Annotated in this window: 13 protein-coding genes; 10 read left to right on the top strand and 3 right to left on the bottom strand. The window is 64.7% G+C overall.

Annotated features, from left to right (window positions below; translation table 11 throughout):
• The first annotated feature begins 33 nt into the window (after nt 1-33).
• From ACOZ9V_RS04160 to ACOZ9V_RS04125, 8 genes are all read left to right on the top strand, one after another.
• Entirely contained in the window at nt 34-1,245 is a 1,212-nt protein-coding gene (locus ACOZ9V_RS04160; protein ID WP_101546367.1) for an MFS transporter, read from the top strand.
• A gap of 104 nt (nt 1,246-1,349) precedes the next feature.
• Complete coding sequence (locus ACOZ9V_RS04155; protein ID WP_434593194.1) at nt 1,350-1,778, top strand: hypothetical protein; 429 nt, start codon at nt 1,350-1,352, stop codon at nt 1,776-1,778.
• The gene (locus ACOZ9V_RS04150; RefSeq protein WP_434595346.1) at nt 1,673-2,851 is read left to right on the top strand and encodes an IS3 family transposase; all 1,179 of its coding nucleotides are present in this window, start codon (nt 1,673-1,675) and stop codon (nt 2,849-2,851) included. Before ACOZ9V_RS04155 ends, ACOZ9V_RS04150 begins: the two co-directional genes overlap by 106 nt.
• Before the next feature lie 21 nt (nt 2,852-2,872).
• A complete protein-coding gene (locus ACOZ9V_RS04145; RefSeq protein WP_434593910.1) occupies nt 2,873-3,628 on the top strand; it encodes a peptidylprolyl isomerase in 756 nt (251 codons plus the stop codon).
• Between the two features lie 200 nt (nt 3,629-3,828).
• Nucleotides 3,829-5,262, top strand: a complete 1,434-nt coding sequence (locus ACOZ9V_RS04140; RefSeq protein WP_434593907.1) for an MFS transporter — start codon at nt 3,829-3,831, stop codon at nt 5,260-5,262.
• Between the two features lie 271 nt (nt 5,263-5,533).
• Nucleotides 5,534-6,331 (top strand): transporter substrate-binding domain-containing protein, encoded by a 798-nt coding sequence (locus tag ACOZ9V_RS04135; protein WP_180987813.1) that lies wholly within the window; start codon nt 5,534-5,536, stop codon nt 6,329-6,331.
• A 228-nt stretch (nt 6,332-6,559) separates the two neighbouring features.
• Nucleotides 6,560-7,354, top strand: a complete 795-nt coding sequence (locus ACOZ9V_RS04130) for an amino acid ABC transporter permease (protein ID WP_139469379.1) — start codon at nt 6,560-6,562, stop codon at nt 7,352-7,354.
• Nucleotides 7,354-8,130 carry an amino acid ABC transporter ATP-binding protein gene (locus ACOZ9V_RS04125; RefSeq protein ID WP_434593904.1) on the top strand — a complete coding sequence of 259 codons (777 nt, stop codon included), beginning with the start codon at nt 7,354-7,356 and terminating at the stop codon, nt 8,128-8,130. Before ACOZ9V_RS04130 ends, ACOZ9V_RS04125 begins: the two co-directional genes overlap by 1 nt.
• Before the next feature lie 15 nt (nt 8,131-8,145).
• On the opposite strand, the gene ACOZ9V_RS04120 is transcribed toward ACOZ9V_RS04125, so the two are convergent.
• Together ACOZ9V_RS04120 and ACOZ9V_RS04115 are read right to left on the bottom strand one after the other, a co-directional pair.
• On the bottom strand, nt 8,146-9,162 hold the full coding sequence (locus ACOZ9V_RS04120) for a proline racemase family protein (RefSeq protein ID WP_434593901.1): 1,017 nt from the start codon (nt 9,160-9,162) through the stop codon (nt 8,146-8,148).
• Between the two features lie 12 nt (nt 9,163-9,174).
• On the bottom strand, nt 9,175-11,997 hold the full coding sequence (locus tag ACOZ9V_RS04115) for an aminotransferase class I/II-fold pyridoxal phosphate-dependent enzyme (protein ID WP_181271024.1): 2,823 nt from the start codon (nt 11,995-11,997) through the stop codon (nt 9,175-9,177).
• Nucleotides 11,998-12,185: 188 nt separating this feature from the next.
• Between ACOZ9V_RS04115 and ACOZ9V_RS04110 the strand changes: the two genes are divergently transcribed.
• Together ACOZ9V_RS04110 and ACOZ9V_RS04105 are read left to right on the top strand one after the other, a co-directional pair.
• Nucleotides 12,186-13,907, top strand: a complete 1,722-nt coding sequence (locus ACOZ9V_RS04110; protein ID WP_434593898.1) for a thiamine pyrophosphate-dependent enzyme — start codon at nt 12,186-12,188, stop codon at nt 13,905-13,907.
• Nucleotides 13,908-13,949: 42 nt separating this feature from the next.
• Nucleotides 13,950-15,581: an amidohydrolase gene (locus ACOZ9V_RS04105; protein WP_434593895.1), complete on the top strand. Its 1,632-nt coding sequence runs from the start codon at nt 13,950-13,952 to the stop codon at nt 15,579-15,581.
• Between the two features lie 63 nt (nt 15,582-15,644).
• On the opposite strand, the gene ACOZ9V_RS04100 is transcribed toward ACOZ9V_RS04105, so the two are convergent.
• Nucleotides 15,645-16,721, bottom strand: coding sequence for an IS110 family transposase (locus ACOZ9V_RS04100; RefSeq protein ID WP_434593892.1), 1,077 nt, complete (start codon nt 16,719-16,721; stop codon nt 15,645-15,647).
• Nucleotides 16,722-17,034 lie beyond the last annotated feature (313 nt).

The raw sequence follows: 17,034 nt of genomic DNA, 5'->3' as shown, positions 1-17,034 counted from the left end.
CTCCCCGATCCCGCGTTTCCTTGAAGGAGCCCCATGAGTGATGCCCCGGTCTCCCGCGGAGTCTACAAGTTCGCCGTCTTCGCCTTGGCGATCGGCGCCTTCGCCATCGGAGTGACCGAATTCGCGACCATGGGCCTGCTGCCGATGATCGCCGAGGAGCTGGGCATCACGGTCCCCCAGGCCGGGCATGCGGTGTCGTTCTATGCGATCGGCGTCGTCGTCGGCGCACCCCTGATCACGACCATCGCCGCGCATATGGATCGCAAGCTGCTGCTCCTGTGCATGATGGGTCTCTTCGCTCTGGGAAATCTCGCCTCGATGCTCGCCCCGACAGCCGGGCTGTTCAACATCGCGCGCTTCGTCTCCGGTCTGCCGCACGGAGCCTACCTGGGCATCGGAGCCGTCGTCGCCGCCTCCCTCGTCCCGGCCAACCGCCGCGGCCGAGCCATGTCACGAGTGATGCTCGGCCTGACGATCGCGAACATCTTCGGCGTTCCCTTCGCTGCGGCACTCGGCAATATGTTCGGATGGCGCAGCGCCTACGCCCTCGTCGCCGCGCTCGGAGTGCTCACCGTCATCATGGTCGCAGTCGGCGTTCCGCGCGTGAAGCTCGGCGCGGTGCCCTCGGCCCGCGGTGAGATCAAGGCGCTCGGACGCGTGCAGATCATCCTCACCCTCGTTGCCGGATCAGTCGGCTTCGGCGGAATGTTCGCCGTCTACACCTACATCACCCCGACGATGACCGATGTCGCCGGCGTCCCCAGCGTCGCGATCCCGTGGGTGCTCGCCGTCTACGGCCTGGGCATGACCGCCGGATCGCTGATTGCAGGACCCCTGGTCGACAAGTCCATCGAGCGCTCAGCCACCGGCGGCATGATCCTCTCGGCTCTCGTGCTCGCCGCATTCGGCGCCTTCACCCACATCGCGGCCATCGCCATCATCGCCCTCTTCCTCATCGGCATCTCCGGGTCGATGATCACCACGGCCCTGCAGATGCGTCTGTTCCGCGAATCCCATGACGCCCCGAGCCTGTCCGCGGCCATGAACCATGCCGCCTTCAACCTCGCCAATGCGCTCGGCGCGTGGCTCGGCGGAATCGTCATCACCGCCGGCCTCGGCTACCGCGCACCGGCCTGGGTGGGCGTCGGCCTGTGCGTGTCCGGGCTCATCGTCATCTCCGTTGCGATCTTCCTTCGCCGAGGCGGCTCCCCCGACCCGAGCACCCGCACCTCCGTCGAGACCTGAGTTCCGCCGAGAAACGGGCTGCGTGTCGAGAAACGGGTGTGCACCCTCTGTGTCAGGCTGTAGTGAGACAGCCTGACACAGTAGGCGGGGAATAGGTGACCACCATGCCCAAGCAACGACGCCCACGCTTAACCATCAATGAGAAACTGGCCATCCTCGACGAATACAACCTTGTTCCACGCGGGCAGCGAGCACTGTTCTGCCGTGAACGAGGACTCTCGATATCTGCAGTCCAGGACTGGCAGAAGAAGCGCCGCGACGGACTCCTGACGCCGACGGACAAGAAGGAGTCGCGAATCGCGCTGACCCGAGCAGAACGCGTCGACTATGAACAACAACGCCAGAAGATCGCTGACTTAGAAGCTCGACTCGAGCAGTCAGAAAACGCGGTCGAGATCCTGGGAAAAGCATCCGCGCTCTTGGAAACATTGACCAAGAGCGCCGCGACCAAACAATCCCGGCCAGCACCAGTCGAGGAACCGGACCCCAACGAGCCGGACCCCGTCTGGGGCAAGCGATTCAACAGGTCCTAGCAGCAAGTATCGACGCACTCGTCGATATCGGGTGGTCGATTCGCACCGGGTGTGAGTGTGTGGGGTATCCGCGTGCCTCGTTTTACCGTCATCACCGCACCACGGCGAAGCCGGCATCTCCACCGATCCCGCAGGCGCTGCGTTTCCAACCGAGTGCGTTGACTGATGACGAACGGGGTCAGATCCTTCACGAGCTGTCCAGGGACGAGTATGCCAATCTCTCCGTCGGACAGGTCTTCTACCGTGCCTGGGACGCTGGGTGTTATATCGCGTCACGCTCATCGTGGTACCGGGTCGCGGCCGACCACGGGCTCGTCGGCGACCGGCGCCGGACGTCGCAGTCACGATCACGGCCGGGCCGGAAGGAGAAACCCGAACTCGTCGCGAATGCTCCCGGCCAGGTCTGGTCGTGGGACATCACGAAACTATCGACCCCGGTCAGGGGTGTGTACTGGCACCTGTATGTCATCGTCGATGTGTATTCCCGATACGTCGTCGCGTGGGAACTCCACGCGTACGAAGACGGTCGGATCGCGACAACGATGATCGAGACGGCGTCGAAGAAGTACGGTCGGCCCGACTATCTGCATTCGGACAACGGGGCCGCGATGGTGTCGAAGCCGGTATCGCGGTTGTCGTCACTGTTGGGCATCGAGTTATCGTTTTCGCGTCCGAGCGTGTCGAATGACAACCCGTATTCGGAAGCACTCTTCAAAACGTGTAAGTACGTGTTGGAGTTTCCCGAGCGGTTCGATGACTTCAGTGATGCTCACACATATTGTGTGTGGTTCTTCGCCATGTATAACACTGAGCACCGTCATTCAGGGATCGGTTACCACACGCCAGTCAATGTTCATTTCCGTCAGACCAGTGCTGTCCTCCGAGGCGGAGGAGACTGTTGGATCAGGCGTATCGGCGTCATCCCGACCGATACGGGCGACGTCCCAGGCCACCGCGTCTGCCGGGACGCGCCCATATCAACCATCCCATCAAGAAACCCACGGAACTGTCTCAAACAAGTTGACACATACCGTGCACCCCCGTTTCTCGACACGCAGCCCGTTTCTCGGTGAAAGTGCCGATACGATGAACGCATGGATCACCCCGCGCCCAGTCGCTCTCATGCCCTGACCCGCCACTCTGATGAACCGACCCGTCGCCCGAAGTCGGCCCTCGTGCTGACCCTCGCGGCCTTTGCCGTCCTCGCCCTTCTGCTGCTGAGCGGATGCGGATCGTCTGATTCCGAAGGGGACTCCGGCGAGTCCTCCGGAAGCTCGGACTCCTCGGCCTCTGCGAGAACCTGCTCCTACCCTGCTGACTCGCAGCCGGGCGCGAAGGAAGTCGACGCTCCTGAAGAGAAGCCGCAGGCAAAAGGCAGCGTCGACGCAACCGTCGCGACGAGCGCCGGGGACCTCGCGGTGACTCTTGATGCCGACCGCGCCCCGTGCACCGTCAACAGCTTCCTGTCGCTGGCCGCGCAGAAGTACTTCGACGACACCGAATGCCACCGCCTGACCACCGAGGGCATCTTCGTCCTCCAGTGCGGCGATCCCACGGGCACCGGGTCGGGCGGCCCAGGCTACTCGTTCGCCGATGAGCTCGACGGCTCCGAGACCTACCCGGCCGGCACTCTGGCCATGGCGAACTCCGGTCCGGATACGAACGGCTCCCAGTTCTTCGTCGTCTACGACGACAGCTCGCTGCCGCCCGACTACACCGTTTTCGGACAGTTGGATGAGAAGAGCACGAAGACTGTCGCGGATCTCGCTGCCAAGGGCACGGACTCCGGCGCCGGCGACGGCGCACCCAAGGAGAAGGTGACGATCACCGAGGTCACCACCGCGGACTGATCGCCCGTCCGAGTTGTCCAGAACACTTCGACCACCCAATAATCCCAATTGGTGAGACTCGGAAATCACGTTTTGTGAGACGAGCGTAATCTCGGTTCGTCGCCGTCGACGCTGTGCCAGACACAGCACCGACGGCCTTTTCCATTGGCACGGACCACCCGCCCGTGCCTGCACTCACGAAACAGCGGAGCACCACCACCATGTCCACCGAAACACAGCCGGAGAATTCCTCCTCGGCGCCCGGGGTCGACGACGCGATCGCAGCGACTCGGAAGAACAACACCCGCGGCAAGGTCCTGACCGCCTCGATGGTCGGCACCACGATCGAATTCTTCGATTTCTACGCCTACGCCACGGCCTCCTCGCTGGTCTTCCCGGCCCTCTTCTTCCCCAACCAGACGTCGACGACTCAGCTGCTGAGCTCGTTCGCGATCTTCGGCGTCGCCTTCGTCGCCCGCCCCCTCGGCTCGATCATCTTCGGCCACTTCGGTGACCGCATCGGCCGGAAGAAGACGCTCATCGCCTCCCTGCTCATCATGGGCATCGGCACCTTCCTCATCGGCCTGCTGCCGACAGCCAGCACGCCGGGCTGGGTCGTCCTCGCCCCGCTGTTCCTCGTTCTTCTGCGCTTCTGCCAGGGCGTCGGCCTCGGCGGCGAATGGTCGGGCGCGGCGCTGCTGGCCACCGAGAATGCCCCGAAGGGCAAACGCGCCATCTGGGGCACTTTCCCACAGCTCGGCGCGCCCGTCGGCTTCATCATCGCGAACCTGCTCTTCGTCGCCCTCGGCACCTGGACCTCCCCCGAGGCGTTCCTCGCCTGGGGCTGGCGCATTCCGTTCCTGCTCTCGGCCCTGCTCGTCGCCGTCGGCCTCTATGTCCGCATGTCGCTCATGGAGACCCCGGCGTTCCAGCTCGTCGCTCAGAAGCAGCAGATCTCGAAAGCCCCGCTCGGGCGGGTCTTCGCCACGAGCTGGAAGCCGCTCATCCTGGGCACGTTCATCATGCTCGCGACCTACGTGATCTTCTACTTCATGACCGCGTTCACCCTCACCTACGGCACGTCCCCGGCCACCCCGGAGCAGGCCCAAACCGCCGCCGGGGCGGCAGGGAAGTCCTTCGATCCCGCAGGCTTCGTCGCGGGGCTGGGGTACACGAAGAACGAATTCCTCACCTACCTCATCATCGGAGTCGTCTTCTTCGGCATCTTCACCGTCGTCTCCGGCCCCCTGGCAGAGAAGCTGGGACGCCGGAAGATGCTGCTGGGCGTGACCGTGCTCATCGCCGCCTACGGACTCGTCGTCAACGCCCTGTTCAACGCCGGCACCCCGGGAGTCATCATCGGCCTCATCGTCGGCTTCATCCTCATGGGGCTGACCTTCGGTCCGATGGCCGCATACCTGCCCGAGCTCTTCCCCGCCAATGTCCGCTACACCGGTTCGGCGATCTCCTACAACATGTCCAGCGTCATCGGGGCCGGTCCCGCACCATTCGCCATGGTCGCTCTGTGGCAGCACGAAGGAGGGTCGATCTTCTACTGCGGTCTCTACATCATCGCCGCGGCCATCGTCACGATCATCGCCCTGTGGCTGGCCAAGGACACCTCTGACCTCGATATGGAGGATCAGCTGAGCTGAGCCTCCGTCCGAACCTGGTCACTCATCCGAGGCCCGATCGCCGTTTTCGGCGGTCGGGCCTCGGCTCTGTGACCACAACTCACCGGCATCGCAGGTCAGCCAACCGCGAAGGCGGCAAGACTACGATTTCGTCACAACCGCCTCGGCGATCATCAAAGCGTCATAGGTGTGACCCAGTTCACGGTAGGATTCCTCTCAGACATTGCCCAGACACGGATGTCCGGGCAATCCGTTTGCGTGACGAGACCGTCACCGATCCCCTGGAGGAACCATGAAACGACGCTCGAGCCTGGCCATTGTGGCAGCCGGCGCCATGCTCGCCCTGTCCGCCTGCGGCGGCGGAGGCGATTCCGAACCTGCAGCGACCGCCGAAGGCGGAGTCCCCCTGGTCAAGGAAGGCAAACTGACCACCTGCACCCATCTGTCCTACCAGCCGTTCCAGTTCGAGAAGGACGGCGAGGTCGTCGGCTTCGACGTCGACATCGTCGATGCCGTGGCGAAGAAGCTCGGCGTCGAGCAGGAGATCATCAACACCTCGTTCGAGACGATCACTTCGGGCGCGGAGTTCAACCAAAGCAAGTGCGATGTCGCGGCAGCGGCAACGACGATCACTCCTGAACGCGAAGAGGCCACGGACTTCTCCGAACCGTACTTCGATGCAAACCAGGCGATCCTGACAAAGGCCGACAAGACCGCGAAGGACGAAAAGGCGCTCAAGGGCTTCAAGATCGCAGCTCAGGCCGGAACCACGGGCCTCGACTACGCGACCGAGCACTTCAAGGACTCCGAGGTCATCACCTATGAGGATCTGCCGCTCTCACTTGAAGCGCTCAAGACCGGTCAGGTCGACGCCGTGATCAATGACAACGGGGTGCTCTACAACTACAACACCGAGAACAAGGGCTTCGCGGTCGGCTTCGACATCAAGACCGACGAGCACTACGGCATCTCGATGAAGAAGGGCAACACCGAGATGAAGAAGGCCGTGGACGACACGATCAAAGAGATCAAGGGCAACGGCGAGTACGACAAGATCTACAAGAAGTGGTTCGGCGACGCACCGAAGTGACCACTTGCGAATGGGCGGCCGGCTGCGATCTGTCATTGCAGCGGGCCGCCCGTTCGGCTGAGTTCTACCAACCTGCCTGAGTCCCAACCGACACTCACGGCACGCACCCCGGCGGACACCCCCGCCACAGCTTTTCGAAGGACAACCATGTCAGTTCCCACAGCGAGCGAGGACGGCCGCCAGACCGGCCCTGCCGTCCCGGCCGCCACCGCCACTCCGAAGGCCAAGATGAGCAAACGCCAGAAGGCGAAGCTCTCCCGTGGCATCCAATACGCCATCCTCGTCGTCATCGCGGTCCTCGTCGCGGTCTTCGCCGACTGGCCGACGCTCATCGATTCCTTCGGCCGCATCGACATCGCCACGGGCATGTTCCCTGACGTCATCACGATGGCCTTGAAGAACACCGTGGTCTACACGTTCCTCGGCTTCGCCCTCGGCCTTGTCATCGCGTTGTTCGTCGCGCTCATGCGCCTGTCCTCCGTTGGTGTCTATCGCTGGCTGGCGACGATCTACATCGAGTTCTTCCGCGGACTGCCGGCCCTCGTCGTCTTCCTCGTTTTGGGATTCGGCATGCCTGTGGCCTTTCCCGGTTTCAATCTGCCGCAGCTCATCATCATCATGATCGCCCTCGGCCTCGTCTCCTCGGCGTATATGGCCGAGACGATCCGCGCCGGCATCCAGGCGGTGCCGAAAGGTCAGATCGAAGCCGCCCGGTCACTCGGCATGTCCTCGTCACGTGCGATGTTCACGATCGTCCTGCCGCAGGCGATGCGCATCATCCTCCCGCCGCTGACGAACGAGCTCATCCTGCTCGCGAAGGACTCGTCCCTGGCCTACATCCTCGGCTCCTCGGTCGACGGCCGTGAGCTCGCGGCACTCGGCCGCGCCGAGATCGTCAACACCGCGAACCTCACCCCGTTCATCGTCATCGCGCTGTGCTACCTCATCATCACGATCCCGCTGTCGTATCTGTCGCGGGTGCTCGAGCGCAAATACGGTTCCGCCGATTCAGGAGTGAAATGATGACCACCACCTCGCACGCGTCGACAATGACGCCGATCATCGCGATCCGCAACCTCCAGAAGAGCTTCGGCACGAACCAGGTCCTCACCGACATCAACCTCGACGTCGACAAAGGTGAGGTCGTCTGCGTCATCGGCCCCTCGGGCTCGGGCAAGTCGACGATGCTCCGATGCATCAACACGCTCGAGACTCCCACCGGAGGGTCCATCGTCGTCGATGGCATGGACATGACCGACCTCGATCTCGACATCGATGCCGCCCGCACCCGCATCGGCATGGTCTTCCAGTCTTTCAACCTCTTCGCCCACCTCACCGTGCGCGAGAACCTCACGATCGCACAGACGAAGGTGCTCAAGCGATCGAAGGCCGAGGCCAACAAGGTCGCCGAGGCGAACCTCGCGAAGGTCGGGCTGTCCGAGAAGATGGAGGCCAAGCCCGGTTCGCTCTCCGGCGGTCAGCAGCAGCGTGTGGCGATCGCCCGTGCACTGAGCATGGACCCCGACGTCATGCTCTTCGACGAGCCGACTTCGGCGCTGGACCCGGAGACCGTCGGTGACGTCCTCCAGGTCATGCGCAACCTCGCCGAGGCCGGAATGACGATGGTCGTCGTCACCCACGAGATGGAGTTCGCCCGGCAGGTCGCTGACCGCGTGGTCTTCATGGACGGCGGAGTCGTCGTGGAGGCTGGACCGGCCAAGGACGTCATCGGCAATCCGCAGGAGCAGCGGACGAAGGACTTCCTCTCCCGCGTCCTCCACCCCGGCCAGCTGGGCTAGGCGCGGGCCGCAGGCTCAGAGCGTCAAGCCGGCGGGGAATGGGTCGCTGGGGTCGAGCATGAACTGCGAGGTCGCGGTCAGCCAGGCGCTGCCGGTGATCGTCGGCACCACAGCCACATGTTCGCCGACTCTCGTCTCCTCGATCAGCCGTCCGGTGAACGAGGTGCCGATGAAGCACTGATTGACGAAATCCGTGTTCAGGCCCAACTGCCCACGGGCATGCCGGACGGCCATGAGCGCGCTCGTGCCTGTGCCGCCGGGCGACCGATCGAGCCAGCCGGGATAATTGATGAGCACATGGCGGGCATCCGGGATTTCGCCGTCGGGCCCGGGCCCCGTCGGCGGCGTCAGGAACACGACGTGCTCGCAGCCGCGGAATCCGGTCACCGGATGCACGGGGTCGAGCTGTTCGTTGACCGCAGCCATGATCTCGCGACCAGCGGAGATGAAGTCCTCAGCCCGGTCGCGCTCGAACGGGATGTCGACGTCGGCGGCGGAGACGAAGGCGTAGAAGTTCCCGCCGAAGCCGATATCGCAGGCGATCGTCCCTCGCCCGGGCACCTCGACGGTCTGGTCGAGGACATGCGCATACGAGGGAACGTTGACGATGGTCACCGACTCGGCGCGACCTTCCCGGACGACCACCTCGGCGGTGATGAGCCCGATCGGGGCGTCGAGACGCACGGTCGTGACGGGTTCGACGACGGGCACCATGCCCGTCTCGACGAGGATGGTCGCCACTGCGATCGTGCCGGCGCCGCACATCGGGAGCACGCCGGTGACCTCGATGAAGAGCACTCCCCAGTCCGCGTCGGCACGAGTCGGCGGCTGCAGGATCGCTCCCGAGAGCCACCCGTGGCCGCGGGGTTCACACATGAGAAAGGTCCGCAGATCGTCGGAGTTCTCGATGAACCACTCCCGGCGTTCGGCCATGGACTCACCGGGGAATGGTCCCACTCCCCCGGTGACGACGCGGACAGGCAGCCCCTCGGTGTGGGCTTCGACGGTCTGGATGAGACGGATGGTCTGCACGGCCGATCTCGCTCAGCTCTCCAGGACCTCTTTGAGGATGACGCGGTAGCCCTGACGGGTGTCATAGCCGTGGATCTCACGGGTGTCGAGCGCGGACATGAAGTCGAGCACCTCGGCGGTGATGACCTGTCCGGGCACGAGCACCGGGAATCCGGGCGGATACGGAGTGACGAATCCGGCCGAGACCGGCTGTTCCCCGTTCTCGACGCGGCGTCGCAGCTCATGCGGCAGCACGTGTTCGATGTTCTGGCGACGCAGACCCGCATAGTAGGCGGTGCGCAGGTCGCCGTCGGGCAGCTGCTTCGACGGGTCGTCGGCGGGCACCTCGGCCGCGTAGTCGGGGGCGAAGGCCGAGAAGTCCGGCAGCGGGGGCATCACCGCGGCGGGTTCGGTCAGCGCATCCTGTTCCTGGAGTTCGTGCGGGTCGTTGAACTTCCCGGCCAGTTTGACCAGCACCTCGATGAGGTAGGCGACGGCCGAGCGTGAGGTGCCGATGTTCGTCATGAACAGCACCGTATTCCGGCTCGTCTTATTCACCTGGATGCCGTAGCGGTCCATGAGGTGTTCGTGCTTGAACGTGTCCCCGTCGACTCCCGTGCCCGAAATCTCGACGGTGATGCGGCTGGGATCGACGACGAATTCGTCGCGGACCCAGGCATCCCACATCGTCGACAGCCCATCGCGCAGCGGCATCGTCCGTTCGGTGACCCGGTACTCCTCGGGGATGAGATCGGCGGCGGTGAGCACCTTGAACGTCTTCTTCAGCAGCGGGTGACGCGCGATCGCCGAGGACAGGCTCATCGCCAGGTCGAGCTGCTTCTGCACGAGTGCGAACCCTTCCATCTCCACCTGCCTGCGACCGAGGTCGAGGGACGCGAGGATCTGGTAGTTCGGCGACGTCGAGGTGTGGGTCATATACGCCTCGTGGAAGGCCTCCTCGGCGCCGGTGGAGAATTCCTGATCGTAGACGTGGATCATCGACCCCTGGCGCAGCGCGGTCAGCGTCTTGTGCGTTGATTGGGTCGCGTACACGCGGATCGTGGCGTCCGGCGGCGGCAGCAGGTCTTCCTCCAGCCACACCGAATCGGGGGCGGGGGCACCGGTCTCGGGATCGAACAGGCGCTTCTGCTGATCCCGGTACGCCGCGGCATGGGCGTTGGTGGCGAGGTTCTCCTCGAGGGTCTCCGCGGCGACCATTGCGGTGCGCTTGCGGGTGACCGGGTGGAACCGGGCGAAGGCGAACCAGGCTTCGTCCCAGAGGAAGACGAGGTCGGGCTTGATCGCCAAGCATTCTGACATGACCTTGTAGGGGTCGTAGACGATTCCGTCGAAGGTGCAGTTGGTCAGGGTGATCATCCGCACCTCGTCGAGGCGGCCGGCGGCCCGGTAGTCGAGCAGCAGCTGCTTGATCCTGTTCAGCGGTACCGCCCCGTAGAAGGCGACGTCGTTGAGCGGGTACGCCTCGAGGTAGGCGGTGCGGGCGCCCGTGAGCATGAGCGCATGATGGTGAGACTTGTGGCAGTTGCGGTCGACCATGACGACCTCGTCGGGTGAGACGACTGCCTGGTGGACGATCTTGTTCGCCGTCGACGTGCCGTTCGTGACGAAGTACGTGCGCTTGGCGCCGTACGCGCGGGCCGCCAGCGACTGCGCCTTCTTCAGCGTGTGCACCGGCGCGAGCAGGGAATCGAGCTCACCGGAGGTGGCGCTGGATTCGGCGAGCAGCAGGTTGAGCCCGTAGAAGTCGACGAAGTCGCCGATCCACTTCGACCCGACGACGGAGCCGCCGCGGGAGACGGGCAGTGCGTGGAAGACACCGGCGGGACGGCGAGCGTGCTCACGGATCGCGTCGAAGAACGGAGTGTCGTAGAGGTGCTGGATGCGGCGCAGCAGGGACAGGTGGAGTTCGAACTGGTCCTCGCGGCGGAAGACGCGACGGAACCGGTGGGTCAGAGCACCTGCGAGGCTTTCGATATGGGCGCCGGCCATGAGGTAGAGGTCGAGCTCGGGGCGCAGATTCGCCAGGGTGTCTGCCAGCCGCAGCACCCGGCGCACCGAATTGAGCGGGCTCATCGGCGCCGTCGGCGACTCCTTCGTCGAGGTGTGCGCGAACTCGATGGAGTCGCGCAGGTCACGACTGAGCACCTCGCGGGTGTTGTCGGTGAAACCGGGGCGGATGACGCAGGCGAGCAGGTTCGGGTTCGTCAGGGCCGCCGCCACCGCATCGTCGGCGGTGGGCACGATCACGTAGTCATAGATGAACTGGTCGGAGGCGTTGCGGAGTTTGAGCAGGTCCGTGTGCAGCTCATCGCGGCCGCCCTCGGTGGTCTCATCGACGATGAGGACCTCGAAGCGAGGACGGGTGTCCTGGCGGTCCTTGAGCTCGGCGCGCTCGTCCTCGGTGAGGTCGTCTTCACCGGTGTCGGGCACGGTGGTGCCCCGGAGCCGATTGACCGCACGCGTGATCATGTCGTGCGCGCGGTCGAATTCGCCGTTCGAGAGCAGGTCGGTGATCTCCTCGACATAGCGCTGACCGAAACCTGCCCAATAGAGCTCGATCGTCTTCAGCGAACGCAGCGAGCGCCACACCTCGCCGTCTTCGGCGATCATCGAGAAGTCCCCGCCGCTGACAGCCAGGCGTTTGATCGCGAACTTCAGGTACTCCCACGCATCCGAACGCAGCCGCCACGTGCTCGCCGGCATTCCCGGATCACGTTCGAGCTGCGCCCGGCGCGGCGTCGAGGGGGCTCCGACGCGACCGTGCCTGCGGCCGCCGCCGAGGTCGGTGGGCTCAAACTCCTGCGCCGTTGCCTGGTCGGAGTCGATTCCGGTCATGCGAGAGCCTCCTGGCTGTCCGTCTCAGTCCCCACCCCGGTCCGGTGTGGAATTCCTGCTCACGGGCTCAGTCGGCGGACCGTACTGATTCCGTTGTTGCACGATCATACGACCTCACAGTTTCGAATGGGCAGGGTGGTGGGCAGTTGAGACAACCACAGGAGGAGAAATGATGATAAGCATGGGGTATGGACACCTCCGCGTCTCTTTCTGCAGGTCATCTCATCGTCGAGGAACTCGAAGCACACGGAGTCACTCGCACTTATCTGGTTCCCGGCGAGTCGTATCTCGACGTCATCGACGGACTCCGCGATTCGGCTATCAGCCCGATCGTCTGCCGCCAAGAGGGCGGGGCCGCATACATGGCCGTCGCCGAGGGGCGGATGACCGGAGTGCCTGGAATCGCCATGGTCACGCGTGGTCCCGGTGCGGCGAACGTCAAGGTCGGCGTCCACACCGCGTACCAGGATGCGACCCCGCTCGTCGTCTTCGTCGGCCTCATCCCCACCGATCATCGCGGCCGCGAATCCTTCCAGGAGTTCGACCTGGACGGCTGGTTCTCTTCGACCGCGAAGAAGGTGCTCACCCTCGATGATCCCGATAAGGCCGCCGAGGTGGTCGTCGACGCCATGCACACCGCCGTGACCGGGCGGCCCGGTCCCGTCATCGTCGGTCTGCCCGAAGAGGTCCTCGTCCGCCCGAGTTCGGGAACGGTGCTGCCCCCACGCGTGCACGGATCGGCCTCACCGTATGCCGGGGACGTCACGGAGCTGCGTGCCCGCATCACCGCCGCCGACCGTCCCGTGCTCATCATCGGCGGCGAGGACTGGTCGCCGTCGACCTCGCGGCGCATCGCCCAATGGTCACGCGACCGCGGCCTCGGGGTGCTCGGCACCTTCCGCGCCTATGACGGCATCGACCACGACAGTCCGAACTTCCTCGGCATCTTGGGCTACGGTGCGTCCCCCGTCGCGAAGAGGGTCCTCGCCGAGGCGGACCTGCACATCTTCTTGGGCTGTGTCCGTACCGATGTGGCCACCGACGGGTTCAGCAACGGCGTCGACCAGCGCACCGTCGTCATCGGCCCCGACGCCGATGCGCACGGCCACTTCGGTCGCCTCGACCAGCACATCGTCACCTCGGTCGGCCGGTTCGCCCAATCCCTGTTCACCGAGGAGGGCACCCGCACGTATTCGGTGTCCTCCGACGGCTCGATCGACGAACCGCCGCTCGGCGATGCCCTGTCCGAAGCGGCGGGGGACGCCGTGCCGCTGCCGGGTTGGGTCGCCGAGGCCAGGACCGAACTCGAGGCGTGGCGGAAACCGCAGGTGGCAGGTTCGGGGTCGGCAGCCTCGGCGGGGTTCGTCGACATGGACGAAGCATTCGTCCACGTGCAGGACCTGCTGCCGGACGACGCGATCATCACCTACGGGGCGGGGAACTTCTCCGGGTGGGCGACCAGGTTCCTGCCCACGCACGGGTTCCCCTCGGCGCTGGGCCCGCGCAACGGATCGATGGGATTCGGTCTGCCTGCCGCGGTCGCCGCCGCCCTCGTCCATCCGAAACGGGCGGTGTTCTGCATCGCCGGCGACGGGGATTTCCTCATGAACGGGCAGGAGATGGCCACGGCCGTACAGTACGGCGCGGACATCACCGTCGTGCTCAACGACAATTCGGTCTACGGCACGATCCGCGGTCATCAGGACCGCGAATATCCGGGCCGGGCCACGGCCACGGCCCTGCAGAACCCGGACTTCGCAGCCATGGCCACGGCATTCGGCGGGCTCGGCATCCGCGTCGAGCGGACCGAGGACTTCCGCGACGCGTTCGAGCGGGCGCTGGCACACAAGGGGCTCTCGCTCGTCCACTGCATCACGGATCCGTCCGTGCGGGGCGCGCGGCTGCCGTGAACTCTCGCGGCGACGGCGGGCGAATCTGGCTAAGGTGACCGTATGAGAATCGACGCGATCTTCACCGACCTCGACGCATTCACCCTTGATCCGACGCGCCCGCGGGCGCAGAGGATCGGGGTGTGGGGCAACCGGATCATCGGCTTCGACGAGGAGCTCGACGGCATCGATGCCGATCGTGTCGAGTCCCTGGGCGGGGCGACGGTGCTGCCGGGCTTCAACGACGTCCACTGCCACACGACCTGGTTCGGTCTCACCCTGGCCTCGGTCGATGTCACGGCGCTGCCCGGCGGTCTGCCCGATGTGTATGCCGCACTCGAGAAAGCCGCGGCGACGACTCCGTCCGGGGAATGGATCGAAGCCACGGGGTATGCCCACCGTGACTACGACGGGCAGTATCCGGACCTGAACCGTCTTGACGAGATCACCGGGGACCGCCCCCTGTTCATGCGGCAGACGTCCGGTCATGCCGCGATCGCCAACACCGAGGCGATGCGTCGGGCGGGGATTCTGGACCCCGGCTTCGAGGAACCGGTCGGCGGCAAGGTCGTGCGTGACGCGGCCGGACATCCGACGGGGCTGATCGAAGAGACCGCGCAGACTCTGGTGCAGGATCTCATCCGCCCGTATTCGCTCGACACCGTCGTCGACGCCCTCGATCTGGCGACGGCGTACTACGCGAAGGAAGGAATCACGTCCTTCGGCGAATGCGGTATCGCCTACGGCTGGATCGGCCACTCCCCCATTGAGATCAGCGGCTATCTGCGGGCTCGGGAGGAGGGGAAGCTGCGGGCGCGAGCGCAGCTCATGCCCCAGGCCGACGGGCTGCACCCGATCGCGGCGAACTCCGCCGACGGGTTCGGCATCGGTCTGGATGCGGGACTGCGGACCGGCCTCGGCGATGATCTCATCTCGATCGGGCCCGTGAAGTTCTTCATGGACGGTGCCCTGTCCGGCGAGACCGCGGCGCTGCGGGAGAACTACGCGGGCAAGGACCACCCCGGCTATCTGCAGGACGACGCCGAGGTGCTGCGTCAGCAGATCCTCGACACCTATGCCTCCGGCTGGTCGTTGGCCGTGCACGCCATCGGTGATGCCGCCGTGGATGCTGCGATCGCCAACATCGTCGAGGCGCAGAAGCGCTATGGCCGTCGGGCGGTGCCGAACCGGATCGAGCATGCCGCATTGGTCCATGACGAGCACCTGGTGACGCTGGCCGAGCACGGTATCGTCGTCACCCCGCAGGCGGCGTTCGCTGACGGCATCGGGGACGGGATGAACGCTTCGCTCGGGCCGGACCGCCGGCACCTGATCTACCGGGCGAAGTCGTTCGTCGATGCGGGTGTGCCGATGGCCGGCAGCTCGGATCGACCGTGTGCCGACGGGAATGTGCTGCGTGGAATCGAAGCCTATGTCACCCGGAAGACCCGCGACGGGGACGTCATGGGTTCGGCGGCCGAAGCCCTAAGCGTCGATGAGGCGATCGCGGCCTACACGGTCGAGGCGGCGAAGGCCTCGGGCCAGGGCGCGGACAAGGGAACGCTGAGCCGAGGCAAGCTCGCCGACTTCGTCGCCCTGGAAACCCACCCGCGGGACGTGGCCCCCGACGAGATCGCAGCAATCCCGGTCCGCGCGACAATCCTCGGCGGCAACTACACCCACCAAACCCTCTAGTTACTACCTGACGGCGGCCCAGCAACCTCGCGCGAGGTTGCTGGGCCGATCCTTCTATGTCTGTCAAGCCGGCGTGGGAATTGTTTCTAGCCCGTTGAGAATCTTGAAAACTCGACGCGCTAGATACCATTTGAGCTTGCGCTTGAGTTCCCTCTTCGACTTCTTCGTCGGGTCCTCACCAAAGCGCTGGGCAACATAATCCCTGGTCCGCTCATCGTGGATCATCCGGTTCGTGATCACCGTGTGCAAGGCCCGGTTCAACTGCCGATCCCCACCCCTGTTCAACCGGTGTCGTTGCGTGTTGCCCGACGAAGCAGGGATCGGATTCGCCCCTGCCAGGGCTGCGAACGCAGCCGCGTTACGGACTCGTCCCGGATGCGACCAGGCGGTGAAGAACACCGCGGCAGTGAACGTACCGATCCCGGGTTCGGCCAGCAAGACTGACGCCGGACTGGCCTCAACAAGTTCAGCGAGCTTGTCATGGTTGTCCTGCAGATCGTCGTCAAGATCGAGGACGCGTTTAGCTAAACGGACCGCTTCGTCCCGGGACGTGGCCAGGCCGATGTCTTCCTTCCTGTCCCGCCATTTCGCGATCTCGACGAACTGGGTATCGGTCAACGAGTTACGGGCATCAATTCCCAGATCGACAGTGCGCACCAACGCGGTCAGGGAGTTGATCATCCGGGTACGTTCGGTGGTCATCGCGTCCCGGGCTGCCAACAGCACGCGCAGGCCCTGGCGGACGCCTTCGCCTTGGCGTGGCCACCGCAGCTGGTCGGCGTGTAGCGCCAGCACGGATTTCGCGATCCGGTAGGAGTCGAGCTCATCGCTCTTACCCACGCCGTACCGGGCTTTGGCATCCATACGTCCAGCTTCGACCACGGGGTATTCGGTAGCGGCGATATGACCGGTCAGCACCGCACCATAGGAGGCTGTTCCTTCCACGACCCACAGGGTGTCGAGGTCACCTTTCGTCCACCGGCCGGCCCATGCCAGGGCCCGTTTGATGCCGGCCCTCGACGTCGGGAAGCTGCCGGTAGCCACGAGGATGCCGGTGTTGGTGATGATCGTGTAGACGTGTTTTCTGGCGTGTGTATCGACGCCGATGAAGAAGTTGTATAAGTGCGCGACAATGGACATAGCGGTTCGAAGCTCCCTGTTTGACCGATAGGTTGTGCGGCCGCTTGCGGCCGGTACCGGTCCGGGATGAGGTCACTTCGGAACAACACTGTGATGAGTCACGCCCCCGGCAAGGGGCGGACAACCTTCTGATCAAGTTACCGAGGTGGGCCGAGTCGGTGCCGGCCGCACCACCCATGTGATCGGACAAATCGGCCCGAAGACACCACCAAAAGGGGGTGGGTCACCGCCAGGTTGAGTCACGACCACGGGATGGAGAGGCCAGCACCTACTCTGCCAGCCGGTCCCAGACCAGCCACTACCAAGACTCACA

It is taken from the genome of Brevibacterium sp. 1718 (assembly GCF_051131255.1).
In the GTDB taxonomy this organism is placed as follows: Bacteria; Actinomycetota; Actinomycetes; order Actinomycetales; family Brevibacteriaceae; genus Brevibacterium; species Brevibacterium sediminis.
The sequence above is the reverse complement of the archived record's forward strand: the minus strand, read 5'-3'. Positions and strand labels throughout refer to the sequence as shown.